22 protein-coding genes are annotated in these 18,553 nt (G+C 43.7%); 1 reads left to right on the top strand and 21 read right to left on the bottom strand.

Annotated elements, in window-relative coordinates:
• Positions 1-26: 26 nt before the first annotated feature.
• From zapA to ABE547_RS08775, 5 genes are all read right to left on the bottom strand, one after another.
• Positions 27-440, bottom strand: a complete 414-nt coding sequence (gene zapA, locus ABE547_RS08755; RefSeq protein WP_235247812.1) for a cell division protein ZapA — start codon at positions 438-440, stop codon at positions 27-29.
• A 77-nt stretch (positions 441-517) separates the two neighbouring features.
• Positions 518-1,516 carry a Holliday junction branch migration DNA helicase RuvB gene (gene ruvB, locus ABE547_RS08760; RefSeq protein WP_235247814.1) on the bottom strand — a complete coding sequence of 333 codons (999 nt, stop codon included), beginning with the start codon at positions 1,514-1,516 and terminating at the stop codon, positions 518-520.
• Positions 1,517-1,534: 18 nt separating this feature from the next.
• On the bottom strand, positions 1,535-2,155 hold the full coding sequence (gene ruvA, locus ABE547_RS08765) for a Holliday junction branch migration protein RuvA (protein WP_347378420.1): 621 nt from the start codon (positions 2,153-2,155) through the stop codon (positions 1,535-1,537).
• 8 nt (positions 2,156-2,163) lie between these two features.
• A complete protein-coding gene (locus ABE547_RS08770; RefSeq protein ID WP_347378421.1) occupies positions 2,164-2,655 on the bottom strand; it encodes a Gx transporter family protein in 492 nt (163 codons plus the stop codon).
• 9 nt (positions 2,656-2,664) lie between these two features.
• Positions 2,665-3,036 (bottom strand): NusG domain II-containing protein, encoded by a 372-nt coding sequence (locus tag ABE547_RS08775; RefSeq protein ID WP_347378422.1) that lies wholly within the window; start codon positions 3,034-3,036, stop codon positions 2,665-2,667.
• A 157-nt stretch (positions 3,037-3,193) separates the two neighbouring features.
• On the opposite strand from ABE547_RS08775, the gene ABE547_RS08780 reads away from it, so the two are divergent.
• The gene (locus tag ABE547_RS08780) at positions 3,194-4,174 is read left to right on the top strand and encodes an FAD:protein FMN transferase (RefSeq protein ID WP_347378423.1); all 981 of its coding nucleotides are present in this window, start codon (positions 3,194-3,196) and stop codon (positions 4,172-4,174) included.
• Positions 4,175-4,269: 95 nt separating this feature from the next.
• On the opposite strand, the gene ABE547_RS08785 is transcribed toward ABE547_RS08780, so the two are convergent.
• From ABE547_RS08785 to ABE547_RS08860, 16 genes are all read right to left on the bottom strand, one after another.
• Positions 4,270-4,593 carry a hypothetical protein gene (locus ABE547_RS08785; protein ID WP_347378424.1) on the bottom strand — a complete coding sequence of 108 codons (324 nt, stop codon included), beginning with the start codon at positions 4,591-4,593 and terminating at the stop codon, positions 4,270-4,272.
• 70 nt (positions 4,594-4,663) lie between these two features.
• The gene (locus ABE547_RS08790) at positions 4,664-5,131 is read right to left on the bottom strand and encodes a DUF2752 domain-containing protein (protein ID WP_347378425.1); all 468 of its coding nucleotides are present in this window, start codon (positions 5,129-5,131) and stop codon (positions 4,664-4,666) included.
• Between the two features lie 15 nt (positions 5,132-5,146).
• Positions 5,147-5,938, bottom strand: a complete 792-nt coding sequence (locus ABE547_RS08795; RefSeq protein WP_347378426.1) for an RnfABCDGE type electron transport complex subunit B — start codon at positions 5,936-5,938, stop codon at positions 5,147-5,149.
• Positions 5,939-5,952: 14 nt separating this feature from the next.
• Positions 5,953-6,528, bottom strand: a complete 576-nt coding sequence (locus ABE547_RS08800) for an electron transport complex protein RnfA (protein ID WP_235247825.1) — start codon at positions 6,526-6,528, stop codon at positions 5,953-5,955.
• 13 nt (positions 6,529-6,541) lie between these two features.
• The gene (locus ABE547_RS08805) at positions 6,542-7,261 is read right to left on the bottom strand and encodes an electron transport complex subunit E (protein WP_347378427.1); all 720 of its coding nucleotides are present in this window, start codon (positions 7,259-7,261) and stop codon (positions 6,542-6,544) included.
• 13 nt (positions 7,262-7,274) lie between these two features.
• A complete protein-coding gene (locus tag ABE547_RS08810) occupies positions 7,275-7,856 on the bottom strand; it encodes an RnfABCDGE type electron transport complex subunit G (protein ID WP_347378428.1) in 582 nt (193 codons plus the stop codon).
• The gene (locus tag ABE547_RS08815) at positions 7,856-8,785 is read right to left on the bottom strand and encodes an RnfABCDGE type electron transport complex subunit D (RefSeq protein ID WP_347378457.1); all 930 of its coding nucleotides are present in this window, start codon (positions 8,783-8,785) and stop codon (positions 7,856-7,858) included. Before ABE547_RS08815 ends, ABE547_RS08810 begins: the two co-directional genes overlap by 1 nt.
• Before the next feature lie 48 nt (positions 8,786-8,833).
• A complete protein-coding gene (rsxC, locus tag ABE547_RS08820) occupies positions 8,834-10,156 on the bottom strand; it encodes an electron transport complex subunit RsxC (protein WP_235247828.1) in 1,323 nt (440 codons plus the stop codon).
• Positions 10,157-10,343: 187 nt separating this feature from the next.
• Positions 10,344-11,447, bottom strand: a complete 1,104-nt coding sequence (rpsA, locus tag ABE547_RS08825) for a 30S ribosomal protein S1 (protein WP_347378429.1) — start codon at positions 11,445-11,447, stop codon at positions 10,344-10,346.
• A complete protein-coding gene (gene ispH / locus ABE547_RS08830; protein WP_347378430.1) occupies positions 11,428-12,285 on the bottom strand; it encodes a 4-hydroxy-3-methylbut-2-enyl diphosphate reductase in 858 nt (285 codons plus the stop codon). The genes rpsA and ispH overlap by 20 nt, the downstream gene beginning before the upstream one ends.
• 24 nt (positions 12,286-12,309) lie before the next feature.
• Positions 12,310-12,966 (bottom strand): (d)CMP kinase, encoded by a 657-nt coding sequence (gene cmk / locus ABE547_RS08835; RefSeq protein WP_347378431.1) that lies wholly within the window; start codon positions 12,964-12,966, stop codon positions 12,310-12,312.
• An 18-nt stretch (positions 12,967-12,984) separates the two neighbouring features.
• On the bottom strand, positions 12,985-13,605 hold the full coding sequence (locus ABE547_RS08840; protein WP_347378432.1) for a hypothetical protein: 621 nt from the start codon (positions 13,603-13,605) through the stop codon (positions 12,985-12,987).
• Between the two features lie 16 nt (positions 13,606-13,621).
• Positions 13,622-14,851 carry an NAD(P)/FAD-dependent oxidoreductase gene (locus ABE547_RS08845; protein ID WP_347378433.1) on the bottom strand — a complete coding sequence of 410 codons (1,230 nt, stop codon included), beginning with the start codon at positions 14,849-14,851 and terminating at the stop codon, positions 13,622-13,624.
• Positions 14,844-15,782: a MurR/RpiR family transcriptional regulator gene (locus tag ABE547_RS08850; protein ID WP_347378434.1), complete on the bottom strand. Its 939-nt coding sequence runs from the start codon at positions 15,780-15,782 to the stop codon at positions 14,844-14,846. The genes ABE547_RS08845 and ABE547_RS08850 overlap by 8 nt, the downstream gene beginning before the upstream one ends.
• Positions 15,783-15,948: 166 nt before the next feature.
• The gene (locus ABE547_RS08855) at positions 15,949-17,364 is read right to left on the bottom strand and encodes an oxaloacetate decarboxylase subunit alpha (protein ID WP_347378435.1); all 1,416 of its coding nucleotides are present in this window, start codon (positions 17,362-17,364) and stop codon (positions 15,949-15,951) included.
• A 28-nt stretch (positions 17,365-17,392) separates the two neighbouring features.
• Entirely contained in the window at positions 17,393-18,547 is a 1,155-nt protein-coding gene (locus ABE547_RS08860; protein WP_235247840.1) for a sodium ion-translocating decarboxylase subunit beta, read from the bottom strand.
• Positions 18,548-18,553 lie beyond the last annotated feature (6 nt).

Below are 18,553 nucleotides of genomic sequence, written 5' to 3' on the forward strand. Positions count from 1 at the left end.
AGTAAAAAAAGCTGTCAAAAGACAGCCTATTTTTTACGATTATTCTTGATCTCCGTTTCAAGCTGTACGATCTTCATCTGCAGCTCTTTATTTTCTTCTTTCAGCTTGTCCATTGCCTTTTCTGCATTTTCCAGCTTAATCTGAACGGAAATCAATTCATGCTTCAGATCATACATTTCTTTATCTTTTGCTTCTATATCACTTTCCAAAGTGCCTCCCTGTTTCTTGGCCTTAAAGTAATCATCCGCAATATTCAGCGCCAGAAGAATACTTCTCGTCTCAGCACTTTGCTTACGATATCCTTCACTATTACTGCATTCCTCTATCTTGTGATTCAGATAAGTGGATACTTTCTGCAGATAATCTTCACTTTCAAATCCGCTTAAAGTAAACACCTTGCCTCCTATTAATACTTCCGTATAGTTTTTTGATGATGCCATAAGAAGCCTCCTCGAACTTTCTATAATTTCTGATAACTATTATAAACTAATCTCGAATAAAAACCAACTGTTTTTCGTTATTTTTGAATCAAAATGCCCAGATGTACATATGCATGGTCTGTTACGATCCGCCCTCTTGGGGTTCTCTGTATAAATCCGTTTTTCAGAAGATATGGCTCATACACATCCTCGATCGTTCCCGCATCTTCACCAATGGCAGCTGCAAGTGTGTCCAGTCCGACCGGACCTCCCTGAAACTTTTCAATCATGGTGAGCAGGATTCCACGGTCTGTCTGATCCAGTCCTTCCTTATCCACATCCAGAAGATCCAGTGCATAATCTGCAACCTCTTCTGTAATATAGCCATCATATTTGACCTGTGCAAAATCACGCACACGCTTCAGCAGACGATTGGCAAGTCTCGGAGTACCTCTCGACCTTCTTGCGAGTGCATAAGCACCTTTTTCATCAATTCCAACATCCAATACCTGCGCGGATCGAACAATGATTGCCTTCAGTTCTTCAATCGTATAGAATTCCATACGATTTACCACACCAAACCGATCCCGAAGCGGGGCAGTCAACATTCCCGCTCTTGTCGTTGCACCCACAAGAGTAAACTTCGGCAGATCCAGGCGAATCGATCTTGCACCGGCACCTTTTCCGATCATGATATCGATTGCAAAGTCCTCCATCGCCGGATACAATACCTCTTCCACCTGACGGTTCAGCCGGTGAATCTCATCAACAAACAACACATCCCCCTCCTGAAGATTATTCAGGATTGCCGCCATATCTCCGGGTTTTTCAATCGCCGGACCGGACGTGATCTTCATATTAACATTCATTTCATTTGCAATGATTCCTGCAAGCGTTGTCTTTCCAAGCCCCGGAGGCCCATAAAAAAGTACATGATCCAGTGCCTCATTTCTCGCTTTCGCCGCTTCAATGTAGATCTTCAGCATCTCTTTTGCTTTTTCCTGTCCGATATAATCTTCCAGAAGCTGCGGTCTTAAATGATTTTCAAATCTCTGATCTTCTTCCAGATTCTCTGTTGTGATAATTCTTCTGCTCATCTCATCTTCCACCCTGTACTAAAACATCATTTTTCTGAGTGCCTGTTTCAATACTTCCTCTACTTTCATGTCTTCCGTGATCTCAACCTGTTTTACCGCTTTCAAAGCCTCTGTACTTCCATACCCCAGTGCAGTCAGAGCCTGCACTGCTTCACTCTGTACTTCCGCATAGCCTGCATCAGAAGTTCCGGAAACCGAAGACATTTCGCCATCTGAGATATGCTCCAGTGCATCCTCCAGCTTCAGCTTATCCTTAAGTTCCAGGATCAGTTTTTCAGCCGTCTTCTTTCCAATCCCCGGAGCTGCCTGGATCGCTTTTACGTCATTGGATGCCACTGCGAATCTCAGATCATCCGGACTGAGCGCAGACAAAATTCCAAGTGCACCTTTCGGGCCGATTCCATTTACCCCGATCAGCATACGGAACACGGACAACTCATCCCTCGTCAGAAAACCGTACAGCTGCATCATATCTTCTTTTACATGCAGATATGTGTGAATCTTTACTTCTTTTCCTGTACGCGGCAGCATTCCCATGGCTCGTCCTGCCATATAGACTCCATATCCTATGCCTCCCACATCAATTATAACCCGTTCCTCTTCCATCGCCGCAAGAGTTCCCCGTACATATGCAATCATAACTCCTCCTAAAATCTTATATTCTTCAGTCTTTTTAACATTTCATTCGATAATATCCCAATCAAAAGCCCTGTCACAAGCCCTGCAATCATCAGGACCGGAAAATAGTACGCTACACTGAACGTCTCAACAACCAGCATTGCTACTGTCATCTGTCCGACATTATGAAAAACGCCTCCTGCCACACTGATTCCCATGACACTGAAACTGTTCCGACGCTTCAGCAGTGCCATCACAGACAGACTCAGAAGTCCTCCCGCCAGGCTGTAAAGAATACTGAAATAATTTCCGAATATAAATCCGGAAAGAAGTATCCGAACGATCGATAACAGATATACCTCCTGCAGAGGAAGCTTATATAAAGCAACTACGATGATCAGATTAGCCAGCCCCAGCTTCACTCCCGGAATTCCAAAATTGATCGGAATCAGGGTCTCCACATAACTGAAGATCAGTGCAAGTGCAGTAAAAACGCCAAAATATGCCACTCTGCTTTTCATGATCTCCTCCTAATTTGTAACAGCATCATACACACTTTGTTCGCTGCTTTTTACTTCTATAACAACTTTATTCGGCAGACAGATAATGCTTTCTCCATTCTTCGACACTGCTTTCTGATGAACACACAGCTTATCCGGACAATCCGCCTCTGTCATATCGGCTTTTCCCTCTTTAATCTGAAGAATATTCGTCCCGCCATTGATTTCTATCGTCTGCTCTTCAGAAAGACGGTAGGTCCCCTTTTCCTCTCCATCAACCTTAACAACCACGATCCCATCATCAACATTCTGCATTCTTTCATGCAGCAGGTATGCTAATGCTGCAATACAGATAATTCCCAGGATCAGAATCAGGTCATTTCTTTTCCATCTATTATTCATAGCTCTACCTCATTTTCGTCTACGCCTTATTCTAGCACAAGAATTCCTCCTCAGCAACAAGGAACCTGGGATTCATTTTTTCCTGATTCCATGCTATAATACCTGTGTCAAAAATAACGTCTGCATATACAGACGATCTGATAAGGAGTGATTTCATATGAAATACAGACGAATCATTGCGATTCTGGCTGCTCTTATGCTTCTCCTGTCCGGATGCAGTATGTCAAAAAAGCAGGAAAACCAGACATATACCGACACTCTGTTTGATACCGTCATTAAAGTACAGATTCTGGATTCTGTTGATTCAGAAGTATTGGAAGGCTGCAAAGAATTATGTCAAAAATATGACACCATGTTTTCGAATCGAATCGAAGACAATGAAATTTCCAGAATCAACAATGCAAAGTGCAATCCGGTCGAGGTATCGGATGAGACCCTTACACTGATTAAAACCGGCATTTACTATAGTGAATTATCTGATGGTGCATTTGATATCACCATTTCCCCGGTCTCCATGCTCTGGGATTTTAAATCCGAAAGCCCTTCTGTTCCATCCCAAGAAACGATTGAAGAAGCTGTAAGCCATGTTGACTATCACAATATCGTAATTGAAGGGAATACTGTGCAGCTGACAGATCCGCAGGCCGGCATTGATGTCGGTGCTCTGGCCAAAGGATATATTGCTGACCGGCTAAAGGAATATCTGCAGGAAGAAGGCGTCGAACACGCACTGATCAATCTTGGTGGAAATGTACTTGCCATGGGAACCAAAACAGACGGATCCGACTATAACATCGGTATCCAGAAGCCCTTTGATGAAACCGGAGAACCTGTTACAGCCGTAAAAATTGCGGATGAATCCGTTGTAACATCCGGTATCTATCAGCGCTATTTTGAACAGGACAATATCCTCTATCATCACATACTGGATCCCCGAACCGGCTATCCGTGTGAAAATAATCTCTACAGCGTTTCCATCATCACAGATTCTTCTCTGACCGCAGATGCCCTCAGTACCACCTGCTTTCTTCTCGGTTATGAAAAAGGCATGGAACTGATCAATCAGCTGGACGATGTAGATGCTGTTTTTATTACAGATGATGAAACCATACATTACTCTGATAACTTCCAGAACTGAAATACAATTGAAAAAGCAGGGACTGTTGAAACTCGATCCATTTCAACAGTCCCATTTTTATTGCTCTTTTTCTGAAATTATTCCTTTTGAAATTCTTACATTCCACTTACAATCGCTGCTCCGAAGATAGCAGCAAATACGATATATACCACCAGAATCACTGCCATAATAGCCAGATTCGCACGACAATAATTTCTCCTGTTCACATTACCGTTTTTACTGAACGCCCATACCAAATACAGAATAATCCCCGCACATGGAATGAACGATGCAAGAATTGTCAATACCCAGTCACCCATTGACATCGGGCTGGTGTCCATTGTCGGCTGAGGAACCGATGGATTCCCGCCATTATTGTAATTATAGTCAAAATTGTCCTGGTATCCCTGATTTGTCTGCATGTTATTATTTTCATCCATTGTAAGATCCCCTCCTTATTTTACTCCTGTCTGTTATTCTACCATGGAACGATTCTTTCTGCAATCAGATTTACCGTACTCCTGTGATCGCCTTTCTAAGCATCAGGCACATATTATTATAATAATAACTCATCGGAGGTTCTCCCGGAAAAAACCGCAGCATTCGCCAGATATAGAAAACAATCATACCTGCAACTATCATAACCAGCAGATGCTTCATGTATTTTCCCATGTCGCGCAGAAGAATATACCTGTTCCACAAAAGCAGAAAAAAATAACCAACAACAGCATAGACAAATGGATGCATGTTCCATGCACCTTCAAGATCCAGATGAAGCAGACACACCGCTGCCCTTGTAAGTCCGCATGCCGGGCATGGATAGCCTGTCAGCCAGACCATAGGACACATACTGTGCAGAAACAGTTTCAGATATGCAAAATAGGCGATTATAATTATAATCGCCCATTTTAAATCTTTGATATCACTCTTCAAACGAGAATATGCATCACAGATCATTTGATGAAAAGTCCGTTTCATATCTTCATCCAAATCCTAAAGAATGATCTTCTTCGGACATTTCTCTGCACAAGCACCACAGTTTGTACATTTTTCAGGATCGATATGTGCAACATTACCTTCTACCTTAACGGCTTCAAACTGGCAGACTTTCTCACACATCTTACATCCGATACATCCGACAGAACAAGCCTGCATTACGGCTTTACCTTTATCTCTTGAGCTGCACTGTACCAGATGCTTCTGTTCATACGGAACCAGCTCAATCAGCTTCTTTGGACATACTGCAATACATTTTCCACATGCTTTACATGCTTCTTTGTCTACTACAGCCACACCGTCTACGATATGGATTGCATCGAACGGACAGGCCTTCACGCAGCTGCCTTCTCCGAGACATCCGTAATTACATGCCTTCGGACCGCCGTCCTGCATCATATTGACCATCGTACAGTCTTTCAGGCCATGATACTCATATTCCTGTTTTGCCTTATCACAGGTTCCGGCACATTTTACAAAAGCCACCTGATGTACCTGTTCGCCTGCAGCAATTCCCATGATCTCTCCGATCTTTGCCGCAACCGGAGCTCCGCCGACCGGACATCCGCCCACTTCAGCTTCTCCCTTTACGATCGCAGCGGCAAGGCCGGAACAACCAGCGTAGCCACAACCACCACAGTTGTTTCCCGGAAGTACTCCGAGAATTGCTTCTTCTCTCTCATCTACTTCTACTGCAAATTTCTTACCAGCGATTCCGAGGAACACACCAATGAATAACCCGGTGCCGCCTACGATTACCGCAGCAAGAATAATTCCTGTAACACTCATTGTTATGCCTCCTCTTATAATAATCCTGAGAATCCGCAGAACGCGATCGCCATCAGACAAGCCGTAATCAGAACGATCGGAGTTCCCTGGAAGGATTCTGATATGTCGTTATACTCAATCTTCTCACGAATTCCTGCCATGATCACAATTGCGATCAGGAATCCGACAGATGTACCAACTCCATTGATCACACCCTCAAGAAGTGTATATTCCTTCTGTACGTTCGTAAGTGCTACACCAAGAACCGCACAGTTTGTTGTGATCAGAGGAAGATATACTCCCAATGCATTATACAATGGAGGCATCGCTTTTTTCAGGAACATCTCTACGAACTGTACCAGTGCAGCAATGATCAGAATGAAAACGATCGTCTGCAGATACTCGAATCCAAGCGGTGTCAGAATAAATTTATAAATTAAACCTGTTACAAATGAAGCAATTGTGATAACGAATACAACCGCACCACCCATTCCGGCAGCAGTGTCTACCTTCTTGGAAACACCAAGGAACGGACAGATTCCCAGGAACTGGCTGAGTACGACGTTATTCACAAGAGCGGAACCAATTGCAATAATCAATAATTCTTTCATCTATGTACTCCTCCTACTTTTCATTTCCTGTTGGGAACACTTTTCCTTCACATCCACCGCAGGAAGCACAATCTGTGCCACATCCCTGAGGTGCTGCAATCTTCTTGCCTTTCTTCTCTGCATTCTTGCGGATCTTGTTCATAGCCGCAACAAGGAATGCAAGTACCAGGAATGCTCCCGGAGGAAGAATGAAGATTGTAACCGGAACATATCCGCCTACACCGGCAGCGGTATCTGCAAGAGGAAGAATCTGTGCTCCGAAGATAGCGCCAGTACCGATCAGCTCACGGACAATACCGATACAGGTAAGTCCGAATGTAAATCCAAGTCCCATACCGATTCCATCAAAGATAGAAGGAATTACCGGATTCTTAGACGCATAACTTTCTGCACGTCCAAGAATGATACAGTTAACTACGATCAGAGGAATATAAATTCCCAGTGAATCATACAGACTTGGAACGAAACCTTCCAGAAGGAACTGTACAATTGTAACGAAAGATGCTACGACTACGATAAACGCCGGCATTCTGACAGAATCCGGAATAATCTTACGCAACATGGAAATCAACATGTTGGACAGCACAAGTACGACCGTTGTAGAAAGGCCCATACCTACACCGTTCATGGCGGATGTTGTTACCGCCAGGGTCGGACACATACCTAACATCAAAACGAAGGTAGGATTTTCTTTGATCAGACCGTTATATACTCTTTCAGTACATTTATTCATCTCTAACTACCTCCTATTGAAATGCATTCTGGTAATAACCAAGGGCTGCATTCACAGCACCGGTTACTGCTCTTGAAGTAATCGTTGCACCGCTTAACGCATCGATCGGTTCTCCGTCTCCGCCGTCTTTGGATACTACAAATTTTTCTGCCTGTTTTCCTTCATACTGACCATAGAATGCCGGCTCTGTCGCTTTCATTCCAAGTCCGGCAGTCTCGCTGATGGACAGAATGGAAACTCCGTTCACCGTACCATCTGCTGTGATACCAACTGTAATCTGAATGCTTCCTCCAAATCCGTCCTTATCGGTCGTTGTGATAACGTATCCCTCTTCACCAACGATACATACTTCATCAATTGTTGCGTTTACACCCATATCAGCGATTGCTTTATCTGCAGCAGCCTGATCAACCTCTGTTGCCTCAAATTCTTCCAGATCCGCCTCAGGAAATACAGCCTGCCATGCTTCCTTTTTCGCACTTTCCTGTACCTGAGCAATCGGATCTTTCGTAATCTCATATACGACACCGAGTGCAAGGCCTGCTATCAAAGTAATCATTGTAAGGATCAATGTATTTTTTACAATCTTATTCATTATTTCTCTCCTCCTTTACCGAATGGTTTTGGAAGAGTAACCTTCTCGATCAACGGAACTAAAAGGTTACTGATGATGATCGCATAGGAAACACCCTCTGCGGAAGCACCAAAGAGACGGAACAGTCCGGTCAGGACGCCCAGCAGGACACCGTATACATACTGTCCTTTCTTCGTGATCGGTGATGTAACATAATCAGTAGCCATAAACCATGCACCGAGCATCAGACCGCCTCCACACAGATGTGCTGTAATATACTGTGGATCAAAGAATCCAATCTCCGGATTCGCAAAATGTCCAAAGATACCAATAAAGATCACAAATGACACGATATAAGTTCCCGGAATCCGAAGATCAATGATTCCCAGAAGAATCAGGAAGATCGCACCGATGATAATTGCGATCACAGATGTTTCTCCGATCGTTCCCGGAATTGTTCCGATCAGCATATCCATACTGTTCACAGCCTCTCCACTCTTCAGAGCAGCAAGAGGAGTCGGACCCGTCACACCATCATATACAAATGTAGTCATCTGACTTGTAAATGAAATCAACAGGAAACATCTTGCACCCAGCGCCGGGTTCATGAAATTCTGTCCCAATCCGCCAAACAACTGTTTTACGATCAGGATTGCAAAGATACTTCCGAGAGCGCCCATCCACCAAGGTGCTGTAGGCGGCATGTTAAGTCCAAGCAATAATCCTGTAACAACTGCACTCCAGTCACCAACCGTGATCTTTTTGTGCATCAATCTTTCATATATGTACTCTGTCAGAACTGCCGTTACCGTTGTGGTAATCAACATTCCAAGTGCCGGCAGTTTAAAGTTCCATACACCAAACAAAGCAGCTGGCAACAGTGCAACGGTTACCATTAACATAATGTTGCTTGTGGTAGCTTTGGAACGTATATGTGGTGAAGATGACATTTTTAAATTGTTCTCACTCACGTTTGTTCACCTCTTCTTCTTTCTGATTTATTTTTTCTTCTTGCGGTTTGCTAAAGCAATCTTTCTCATAGATCCAATCGCCTGTTTCAGCGGACGCTTAGCAGGACAGACAAAACTACAAGAACCACATTCCATACATTCCAGTCCCTCATGAGCTGTAAACGTTGCTTCATCCTGACGTTCCGCATAATCGGCAAGTCTTGACGGAATCAGACGGCTCGGACATGCATCCACACATCGTCCGCAGTTAATACATGCGGAAGGCTCAAACTTCGCAACTTCGTCTTTTGTAAATCCAAGAATGGAAGAAGATGTCTTGGTAACCGGAACATCAAGCGTGAACATGGAGAATCCCATCATCGGACCACCAGAGATCAGTTTTTCCGGTTCTGTCTTAAATCCGCCTGCTGCTTCAACCAGTTCCTGCTGATTGATACCAAATGGTACTCTGAAGTTTCCTGGTTCTGCCACTGCATCACCACTTACAGTAACAACACGCTCCATAGACGGTTTACCTTCTGCCACTGCCTGATAGATGCTCACAAGTGTAGCTACGTTGTCTACAACACACCCTGCATCTGCAGGAAGCATTGCAGAGTTAATTGCTCTTCCTGTTGTAGCATAAATCAGCTGACGCTCACCACCCTGTGGATACTTCGTCTTAAGCGCAAGCACTTCCATACGTGGTTCATCTTTTGTAAGCTCTTTTAATTTTTCAATACAATCCGGCTTATTATCCTCTACACCAAACAGTCCCTTCGCATTATCAAACAGCTTCAGGACAATCTTCATTCCACCGACCAGTTTCTCCGGGGTCTCCATGATCGTTCTGTAATCTGCAGTAATATAAGGTTCACATTCCGCACAGTTTGCAATAATATAGTCAATCTTATCCGGTTCCTTCGGTGACAATTTTACTCTTGTCGGGAAACCTGCACCACCCATACCTACAACGCCGGCATTGCCAATCGCGTTCAGGATCTCTTCCTTGCTCATCTCTTCCAGCGGTTTCACTGCAGGATACTCTACTTCCTGATATTCCCCATCATTCTCAATTACAATACTATTTACAGTTCCCCCTGTTGGATTCAGATGTGGAGCAATTGCTTTGACCTTACCAGAAACTGATGCATAGATAGGCGCGGATACAAATCCTCCGGCTTCAGCGATCATCTGGCCCTTTAATACATGATCGCCAACAGCCACTACCGGAGCTGCAGGAGCGCCGATGTGCTGGGACATTGGATATACCAGATCGCCCTTAGGTTTTACGTCGACAATCGCCTTATCTTTAGCCAGGCTCTTGCCGTCATCCGGGTGGATACCACCCTTAAATGTTAACAATGCCATCCTTTTTTCCTTCCTTCCTTTTTTCTCTTTATATACTATACAAGAATTTCCCCCGATTATCCAGTAGATACGGACAAATCCTTTGTATATTTCCAAATACATCTTGTCGATTTTTTAACATAGAAAAGATAGAGGCATAGTGCCTCTATCTTAATATAATCGGTATTCAAAGTTCGCTTTCTGATTATTATTCAGCAGCACTTTCATCCACATTTTCTGTCTCCGCTTTCTCTTCAGCAACCGGCTCAAGAGCCTTCATGCTCAAGCTGATCTTCTTTTCAGCTTCATTCAGGTCAACAACCTTTGCAGTGATCTCCTGTCCTACTGACAGAACATCTGACGGTTTATCAACATGCGCTCTGGAAATCTGAGAAACATGAAGAAGTGCATCCACACCCGGTGCCAGTTCTACGAATGCACCAAAATCCGTCATTCTTGCAACTTTACCTGTAATAACAGTTCCAACAGCATAATCTGCTGCTGCATTTGCCCATGGATTTGTCTCAGGGAACTTCAGGCTTAATGCGATCTTTGTCTCATGAATATCTTTGATCATAACTTCAACTTTCTCGCCTACCTGGAATACTTTCTTAGGATTTTCCACACGTCCCCAGGACATTTCAGATATATGAAGAAGTCCGTCAACACCACCAAGATCAATGAATGCACCGAAATCTGTCACATTCTTAACAGTTCCTTCCATTCTGTCGCCAACCTGGATCTTCTCAAACAATTCTTTCTGCTTTTCTGCACGTTCAGCAACCAGAAGCTGTCTTCTGTCACCGATCACGCGATTTCTTCTGGGATTAAATTCACTGATTACGAATTCAATCTCCTGATCCTGATATTTGCTCAGGTCTTTTTCATAAGTATCAGACACAAGACTTGCAGGGATGAATACTCTTGCTTCATCAACCACTACGCTTAATCCACCGCCAAGGATCTGAGCGACCGGAGCTCTCAATACTTCATGATTCTCAAAAGCTTCTTTTAATCTTTCATTTCCCTTTTCAGCAGCCAGTCTCTTATATGTCAGCAGAACCTGACCTTCTCCGTCATTCACCTTTAATACTTTTGCGGACATCTTGTCACCAACAGAAACCATTGTTGTAAGATCGGCATTTGTTTCATTGGTGTACTCGCTTCTTGTAATGATACCGTCTGCCTTGTAACCTATATTCAAGATGATCTCATCAGGTTTTACATCGATGACTGTACCATCTACAACCTCTCCGTTTCTAATTGTTTTAAATGAATCTTCCAACATTTGTTCAAAAGTTAATTCTGACATTATTTTGAACCTCCTCAATTATTTTCTTGGGCGTGGATGCCCCTGCTGTAATACCTACTGTTTCCACGGACCTTAATTGATTCATATCCAAATCGTCAAGTGTCTGTATATAGTACGTATTCAAACATTCTTCTTTACAGATTTCAAATAACTTCTGAGTATTTGAACTACGCTTATCTCCTATCACAACCATAGCATCTACTCTCTCTGCAATGTGACGCGCTTCTTCCTGCCGTTCTTTCGTCGCATTACAAATCGTATTTAAAACAATTATATCATACCCCTTTTTTGAGATAATTTCAACTAAATCTTTGAATTTATTGTAGTTAAATGTCGTCTGTGCTACGATGCATATCTTTCCTGCATTTTCTTCAAGATGAAACTTCTGCGCATCCTCTGCCGTCTGTATTACAGTAACACGATCGCCGGCCCATCCGCGAATCCCCTGAACCTCAGGATGCTCGCCATTTCCGATAATAATAACATGCGTTCCCTCGGCGCTTTCCTCTTCCACAATTTTATGAATCTTCTTTACAAACGGACAGGTTGCATCCACACAGGTCAGTCCCCTTTTTTCTATCTTTTCACAGATATATCTTGGAACCCCGTGCGAGCGAATCACCACAATTCCCGATTCAACCGCATCCAGTTCCTTCTCATTACAGAGCACTTCCACTCCCTGTTTTTGCAGATCTCTGATGACTTCTTCGTTATGAATGATGGGACCATAAGTATAGATTTTCTCCCCCTCATGCTCCCGGGCCTGTGCATAGACCGTATCTACTGCCCGTTTTACCCCGAAGCAGAAGCCGGCAGTTTTTGCAAGTTCAATCTTCATGATTCCATTCTTATCCTTTCGATGTTATTCACACAGTTTTACGATCGCATCTACCACTTCTTCGATCGTCATGCGGGAACTGTCTACCAGAACTGCATCTTCTGCCTGCTTAAGAGGTGCGATCTCTCTTGTCATATCACGGTGATCTCTCTGCTCAATATCTGCTTCAATTTCCTTAAGATCACATGCGATTCCCTTTTCACAGAGTTCATCGTAACGTCTTTTTGCTCTTGTCTGAACACTGGCTGTCAGAAACACCTTAACATCCGCATTCGGAAGCACACAGGTTCCGATATCTCTTCCATCCATGATTACATTCTGCGTCCTGGCAAGATTCTGCTGTAATTCCAGAAGCTTTGATCGCACCTGAGGAATTGCAGATGTGACAGATGCCATATTTCCCACCTCTTCATCCCGCAGTCTGGAGGTGATATTTCTTCCATTCAGATACACCTGCTGTACCCCATTTTCATACTGGATTGTCACCTCAGCATCCTGACATGCCAGAATTACTTTTTCTGTCTCATTCGCCTGAATTCCCTGATCCAGAAAATGAATCGCAAGCCCACGGTACATTGCTCCCGTATCAACATAGATGTAACCCTTTTTCTGCGCTACCAGTTTTGCTATCGTGCTCTTCCCCGCACCTGCCGGTCCGTCAATCGCCACATTATATCCCATGATTCTTTCTCCTCATTATTACTTTTTCTTTTTTTCTGCAACACTCACCTGTTCAATTCCTTTTTTCACTCCGTGACATTTTTCCAAAAGGTACTGTTTAAACTCTTCTATATCCGCATCCAGAATTCCATTTTTCAGAATCGCGAAAAATCTCTGTCCGCCTTCTTCTGAATTCACGATCATTGCAATAACTTCCTCGCTTTCAATGATTCTGGCAACATTTCTGTAATGAAGTGTCTGTGAGTTTCCATGCACATGACTGATCCAGCATTCTTCATAAAAGTCAATTTTCACTTCCGCCGGTTTTTTCCATTTTTGCATTCTCTTTTCATAGATTGTTTCTGCATCACCCGTCGCTGCCAGAAATTCCATTTTTTTACCAATCGTCTTTCCGACGATCTGTGCAGCCGCAAACACAAGTGCCCATATCACGAGAAACTTCAATGCAAAAAGAAAGATCTCTCCAATATTTCTTTTCAGAACATCCGTATTCAGCAGCATAATGGTCAATACAAACAGCCCGCCTGTCGTGACAACCATTCGATATGTTTTTGGTATTTTCAGCAAACCATTCACTTTCATATACTCGGTCAGTACTTCCTGTGTTTCTACATACTTGAACTGATATTTTCCCTTCATACTTTTCTCCTTCGTATCAATCTATATTGTTTCCCGCCGCATAGGCAGTGGACCATGCAATCTGCAGATTAAATCCACCCGTCAATGCATCCAGGTCCAGTACTTCCCCCGCAAAGTAGACACCCTTCACCAGTTTTGACTCCATAGTACCCGGATCAACCTCTTTTGTCCGGACACCTCCCCTGGTAATGATTGCCTCATTATAATCACGAAGACCTGTCAGCGTCATGGAAAAATGCTTGATCAGATTCACAAAATAACTTCTCTCTTCCTTCGATATCACATTTACTTTTTTCTCCGATGGTATCCCGCTTAATCCAAGCATTACCGGAATTAATTTGGAAGGGAACAGACTTCCGATCGCATTTTTGAACTGCCGGTTCTGATTCTCTTCAAACTCTTTCAGGATACGGCGATCCAGCTGTTCTGCCGACAGTGCTGGTTTCAGATCGATACTCAGTTGAAGTTCCTTTTCTTTCAATTTTTTACCCACATAACTGCTTGCACTTAAGATCAGAGGTCCGCTGACTCCATAATGAGTAAAAAGCATCTCACCAAACTCATCATAGAGCTTCTTTTTCCCGTCACATATCGTCACATTGACATTTTTAAGAGACAGTCCCTGCAATTCTTTTACCCAGGGTTCCTTCGTCTCCATCGGAACCAGCGATGGCATACATTCCGTAATCTGATGCCCCAGTGCTTCTGCAAACCTGAAACCATCTCCGGTAGAACCTGTACTTGGATAAGACAAACCTCCGGTTGCAATGATACATGCATCACCATGCACATTTCTCCCATCTTCCAGCACAACAGAGTGGAACACACCTTCTTTTTCAACAATTTCTTTTACCGTTGTATTCAGGAAAACCTGAACTCCCAGAAAATGCATCCGTTCTGACAGAGCACGGATGACATCCGAGGAATGGTCTGATACCGGGAACACTCTCTCCCCACGTTCAATCTTCGTCCGAAGCCCAAGCGACTCGAAGTAAGCAATCGCATCCTGATTCGTAAAGCCATAAAAACTGCTGTATAAAAATTTGGAATTGGAGATCACTGCCCGAAACAGTTGTTCCATATCACAGGCATTGGTCAGGTTACATCTTCCCTTTCCGGTAATGAACAGCTTTTTACCCAGTTTTTCATTTTTTTCAAACACAAGGACTTCATGTCCACTCTCCGCTGCAGCCAAAGAAGCAAACATACCGGCAGCACCGCCGCCCACGATCAGTACTTTACTCATCTTCTTTATCCTCATTCTCTCTTACTGATGTTCCCGACAGTTCCATCGTATCTCCAACCATGTTCAGTTCATCCTTACTGTATACCTGATATTCGTCCCAGATTTCTTCAAGTGTCTCCAGTGTTGTAATGACCTCTTTCTGTTTCTTCATACAAAGTGCAACTACCAGCGCATTCACAACACTCAAAGGCGCAACCAGTGAATCCACGATCGAAGCCATATCGCTTCTTGCAATCAGATTACAGGAAGAATACAGTGTCATCGGCGAATGGATACTGTCTGTCAGCGTAATAACTGTAGCCTTCCGGTTACTTGCAAATTCCAGCGCCTTCAATGTACGCATAGAATATCTTGGAAAACTGATCCCTATAATCACATCTTTTTCACTGATCCGAATCAACTGCTCAAAGATCTCGCTGGAACTGTTAGTATTGACAACCGTCACATTTTCACAGATCAGATTCAGATAAAAGCTCAAAAAGCTGGCAAGTGGAGAACAGCTTCTGATACCGATCACATAGATTCTTTTTGCTTTCAGTATGGTATCTACAGCCATTTCAAATGCATCGTGATCAAGCGTCTCCATTGTAAGCTTGATCTTTTCAATATCTGACTGAAGTACGGAAGCCAGGATCTCGCCCTGACTGATCCTTCCATAAGTAACTTCCATTCTCTGAATGGAATTCAGTTTCGTCCGAACCAGTTCACCAAGAGCCTTCTGGAATTCCGGATATCCTTCATATCCGAGCGCAGTCGCAAATCGAACGACCGTCGATTCACTGACACCGACTTCCTCTCCCATCTTTGCCGCCGTCAGAAATGCGGCTTTATCATAGGCTTTCCGAATATAATCGGCCAGTTTCTTCTGACCTTTACTAAACTTCGGATAACCGTCATCTATTTTTTTCAATAATTCATTCTTGCTTCCCATTTAGCATTACCTTCCTACCAGACATCGTTTCTATTATATAGCCTTGTGGGAGAATAATCAAGTAGAGAACCCCGAGTCCGACATGATAGACAAAAACCGGAAAACAAGTTAAACGAACTTGATTTCCGGTCTCATCTGTTTATTTATCCCTGTCAGCAATCCGTTCCTATACCGGATAGCTTCCATTCTTGGTATCTGCCATCTCAGTATCTACCTTTGTCTGCTGTGCGGCTCTGTATTTAAAGAAGTCAACAGCCACCTGCGGGAACAGTGCATAAGAAAGCACGTCCTCATCCTGCTGAATCCACTGTCCACATTCCTTGCGCAGAGTATCCAGTTCGTCCGGAATCAGATCTGCAGGACGGCAGGTAATAACTTCTGCATCTTTTCCAAGAACCTTTTCCTTCACTTCTTCGTTGAACGGTTTAACAGTCTCACCATATTTTCCGCTTAAGATATCTTTTGTCTCTTTTGTAGCCATCTTATAACGTTCGCCCATCAGAACATTAAACACTGCCTGTGTACCGACGATCTGAGAAGACGGTGTTACAAGCGGCGGCTCTCCAAGGTCTTTACGCACTCTTGGAACCTCTTCAAGTACATCGTAGAACTTATCCTCTGCACCCTGCTCCTTTAACTGAGAAGTCAGGTTAGATAACATACCTCCCGGCACCTGATACAGCAGAGTCTTGATATTAACTCCCATATTCTTCGGATTCAGAAGTCCGCTTTCCAGAGCTTCATCACGAATCGGACGGAAGTAGTCTGCAATCTCAGAAAGAAGTTTCTGATCCAGTCCTGTATCGTACGGAGTATCTTTAAATGTCTCTACCATAACTTCTGTTGCAGGCTGAGATGTTCCCAGTGCAAATGGAGACATCGCAGTATCAATGACATCAACACCGGCCTCTACTGCTTTCAGATAGGTCATGGAAGCAACACCTGATGTATAATGTGTATGAAGCTGAATCGGAAGATCCACTGCTTCTTTCAGCGCTCCGATCAGTTCCGTTGCCTTATATGGTACCAGAAGTCCGGCCATATCCTTGATACAGATAGAATCTGCTCCCATATCCTGGATTCTCTTGGCAATATCCACCCAGTACTCTAATGTATAAGCATCTCCCAATGTATAGGAAAGTGCCACCTGAGCCTCTGCTTTTTCTTTGTTTGCTGCCTTTACAGCTGTCTGCAGGTTACGCAGATCATTCAGACAGTCAAAGATACGGATGATGTCAATTCCGTTTGCAACAGATTTCTGTACAAAATATTCCACCACATCATCTGCATATGGACGGTATCCGAGAATATTCTGTCCACGGAATAACATCTGCAGCTTTGTATTCTTGAATCCATCACGGAATTTACGAAGTCTGTCCCATGGATCTTCTTTTAAGAAACGAAGAGATGCGTCGAATGTAGCACCACCCCAACATTCTACAGAGTGGTATCCTACTTTGTCCATTTTTTCAATAATCGGAAGCATCTGTTCGGTTGTCATACGTGTCGCGATCAGAGACTGATGCGCATCACGCAGAATGGTTTCTGTAATCTTTACCGGTTTTTTCTCTATTCCAGCCATTTTCTTTCCTCCTAATATTCAATCTCTCTTATACGCCTACACCAAAGATTGCCATAAATGTTCCGGCAGCAACGGCTGTACCGATAACACCTGCAACGTTTGGTCCCATAGCATGCATCAGAAGGAAGTTTGTCGGATCAGCTTCTGCTCCAACCTTCTGTGATACTCTGGCTGCCATCGGAACTGCGGATACGCCGGCAGAACCGATCAGTGGGTTAACCTTTCCATGCGTTGCAATACACATTAGCTTACCGAATATTACACCGGCAGCTGTACCAAATGCAAATGCAATCAGTCCGAGAACAACAATCTTAATCGTAGCAATATTCAGGAATGCCTCTGCACTCGTCGTAGCACCTACTGAAGTTCCCAGCAGGATAACTACGATATACATCAATGCATTGGAAGCCGTCTCTGTCAGCTGTCTTACAACTCCTGATTCACGGAACAGGTTACCAAGCATCAGCATACCAACCAGTGGTGCAGTCGTAGGAAGAATCGTACATACAACGATCGTTACGATAACCGGGAACAGAATTCTTTCCAGCTTAGATACCGGTCTTAACTGCTCCATCTTGATCTTACGTTCTTTCTCTGTTGTAAGAAGCTTCATAATTGGCGGCTGAATAATCGGTACCAATGACATATACGAATATGCCGCTACCGCGATCGGTCCCATCAGGGCTGTCTGACCAAGCTTACCGGCAAGGAAGATAGAAGTCGGTCCATCTGCTCCACCGATAATAGAGATAGCCGCAGCAGCCTTATCTGAAAATCCCATTGCCATTGCTCCGAGATATGCAGCAAAGATACCAAACTGTGCTGCTGCTCCCAGAAGGAAGCTCTTCGGGTTTGCGATCAGTGGTCCAAAATCTGTCATCGCGCCTACGCCCATGAAGATCAGAGATGGGAGAATGGACCATTCATCCAGTACATAGAAGTAGTAAAGAAGACCTCCGGTTCCATTGGCCGCATCCTCTGCGTGGAGCATAATATCCGGATAGATATTAACCAGCAGCATACCAAATGCAATTGGTACAAGGAGCAGAGGCTCGAATCCGTGTCTGATTGCAAGATACAGGAAAACACATGCAACCGCAATCATGACCACATTGCCCCATGTAAGACTGAAAAATGCTGTCTGATGCACGAGGTTTCCTAATGTTGTCGTTATATATTCCATTTTTTA

The organism is Dorea sp. YH-dor226, assembly GCF_039832105.1.
Lineage (GTDB): Bacteria > Bacillota > Clostridia > Lachnospirales > Lachnospiraceae > Dorea_A.

Coding starts and splice junctions, on each gene's coding strand:
- rpsA (WP_347378429.1), bottom strand. CDS start 11,447: ATGTCAGAATTAACTTTTGAACAAATGTTGGAAGATTCATTTAAAACA.
- ABE547_RS08855 (WP_347378435.1), bottom strand. CDS start 17,364: ATGGCTGGAATAGAGAAAAAACCGGTAAAGATTACAGAAACCATTCTG.
- ABE547_RS08775 (WP_347378422.1), bottom strand. CDS start 3,036: ATGAATAATAGATGGAAAAGAAATGACCTGATTCTGATCCTGGGAATT.
- ABE547_RS08845 (WP_347378433.1), bottom strand. CDS start 14,851: ATGAGTAAAGTACTGATCGTGGGCGGCGGTGCTGCCGGTATGTTTGCT.
- ispH (WP_347378430.1), bottom strand. CDS start 12,285: ATGAAGATTGAACTTGCAAAAACTGCCGGCTTCTGCTTCGGGGTAAAA.
- rsxC (WP_235247828.1), bottom strand. CDS start 10,156: ATGGCATTGTTAACATTTAAGGGTGGTATCCACCCGGATGACGGCAAG.
- ABE547_RS08815 (WP_347378457.1), bottom strand. CDS start 8,785: ATGTCATCTTCACCACATATACGTTCCAAAGCTACCACAAGCAACATT.
- ABE547_RS08785 (WP_347378424.1), bottom strand. CDS start 4,593: ATGGATGAAAATAATAACATGCAGACAAATCAGGGATACCAGGACAAT.
- ABE547_RS08840 (WP_347378432.1), bottom strand. CDS start 13,605: ATGAAGGGAAAATATCAGTTCAAGTATGTAGAAACACAGGAAGTACTG.
- ABE547_RS08860 (WP_235247840.1), bottom strand. CDS start 18,547: ATGGAATATATAACGACAACATTAGGAAACCTCGTGCATCAGACAGCA.
- ABE547_RS08780 (WP_347378423.1), top strand. CDS start 3,194: ATGAAATACAGACGAATCATTGCGATTCTGGCTGCTCTTATGCTTCTC.
- ruvB (WP_235247814.1), bottom strand. CDS start 1,516: ATGAGCAGAAGAATTATCACAACAGAGAATCTGGAAGAAGATCAGAGA.
- ABE547_RS08790 (WP_347378425.1), bottom strand. CDS start 5,131: ATGAAACGGACTTTTCATCAAATGATCTGTGATGCATATTCTCGTTTG.
- ABE547_RS08800 (WP_235247825.1), bottom strand. CDS start 6,528: ATGAAAGAATTATTGATTATTGCAATTGGTTCCGCTCTTGTGAATAAC.
- zapA (WP_235247812.1), bottom strand. CDS start 440: ATGGCATCATCAAAAAACTATACGGAAGTATTAATAGGAGGCAAGGTG.
- ruvA (WP_347378420.1), bottom strand. CDS start 2,155: ATGATTGCATATGTACGGGGAACTCTTGCGGCGATGGAAGAGGAACGG.
- ABE547_RS08850 (WP_347378434.1), bottom strand. CDS start 15,782: ATGGGAAGCAAGAATGAATTATTGAAAAAAATAGATGACGGTTATCCG.
- ABE547_RS08770 (WP_347378421.1), bottom strand. CDS start 2,655: ATGAAAAGCAGAGTGGCATATTTTGGCGTTTTTACTGCACTTGCACTG.
- ABE547_RS08795 (WP_347378426.1), bottom strand. CDS start 5,938: ATGAGTGTTACAGGAATTATTCTTGCTGCGGTAATCGTAGGCGGCACC.
- cmk (WP_347378431.1), bottom strand. CDS start 12,966: ATGGGATATAATGTGGCGATTGACGGACCGGCAGGTGCGGGGAAGAGC.
- ABE547_RS08810 (WP_347378428.1), bottom strand. CDS start 7,856: ATGAATAAGATTGTAAAAAATACATTGATCCTTACAATGATTACTTTG.
- ABE547_RS08805 (WP_347378427.1), bottom strand. CDS start 7,261: ATGAATAAATGTACTGAAAGAGTATATAACGGTCTGATCAAAGAAAAT.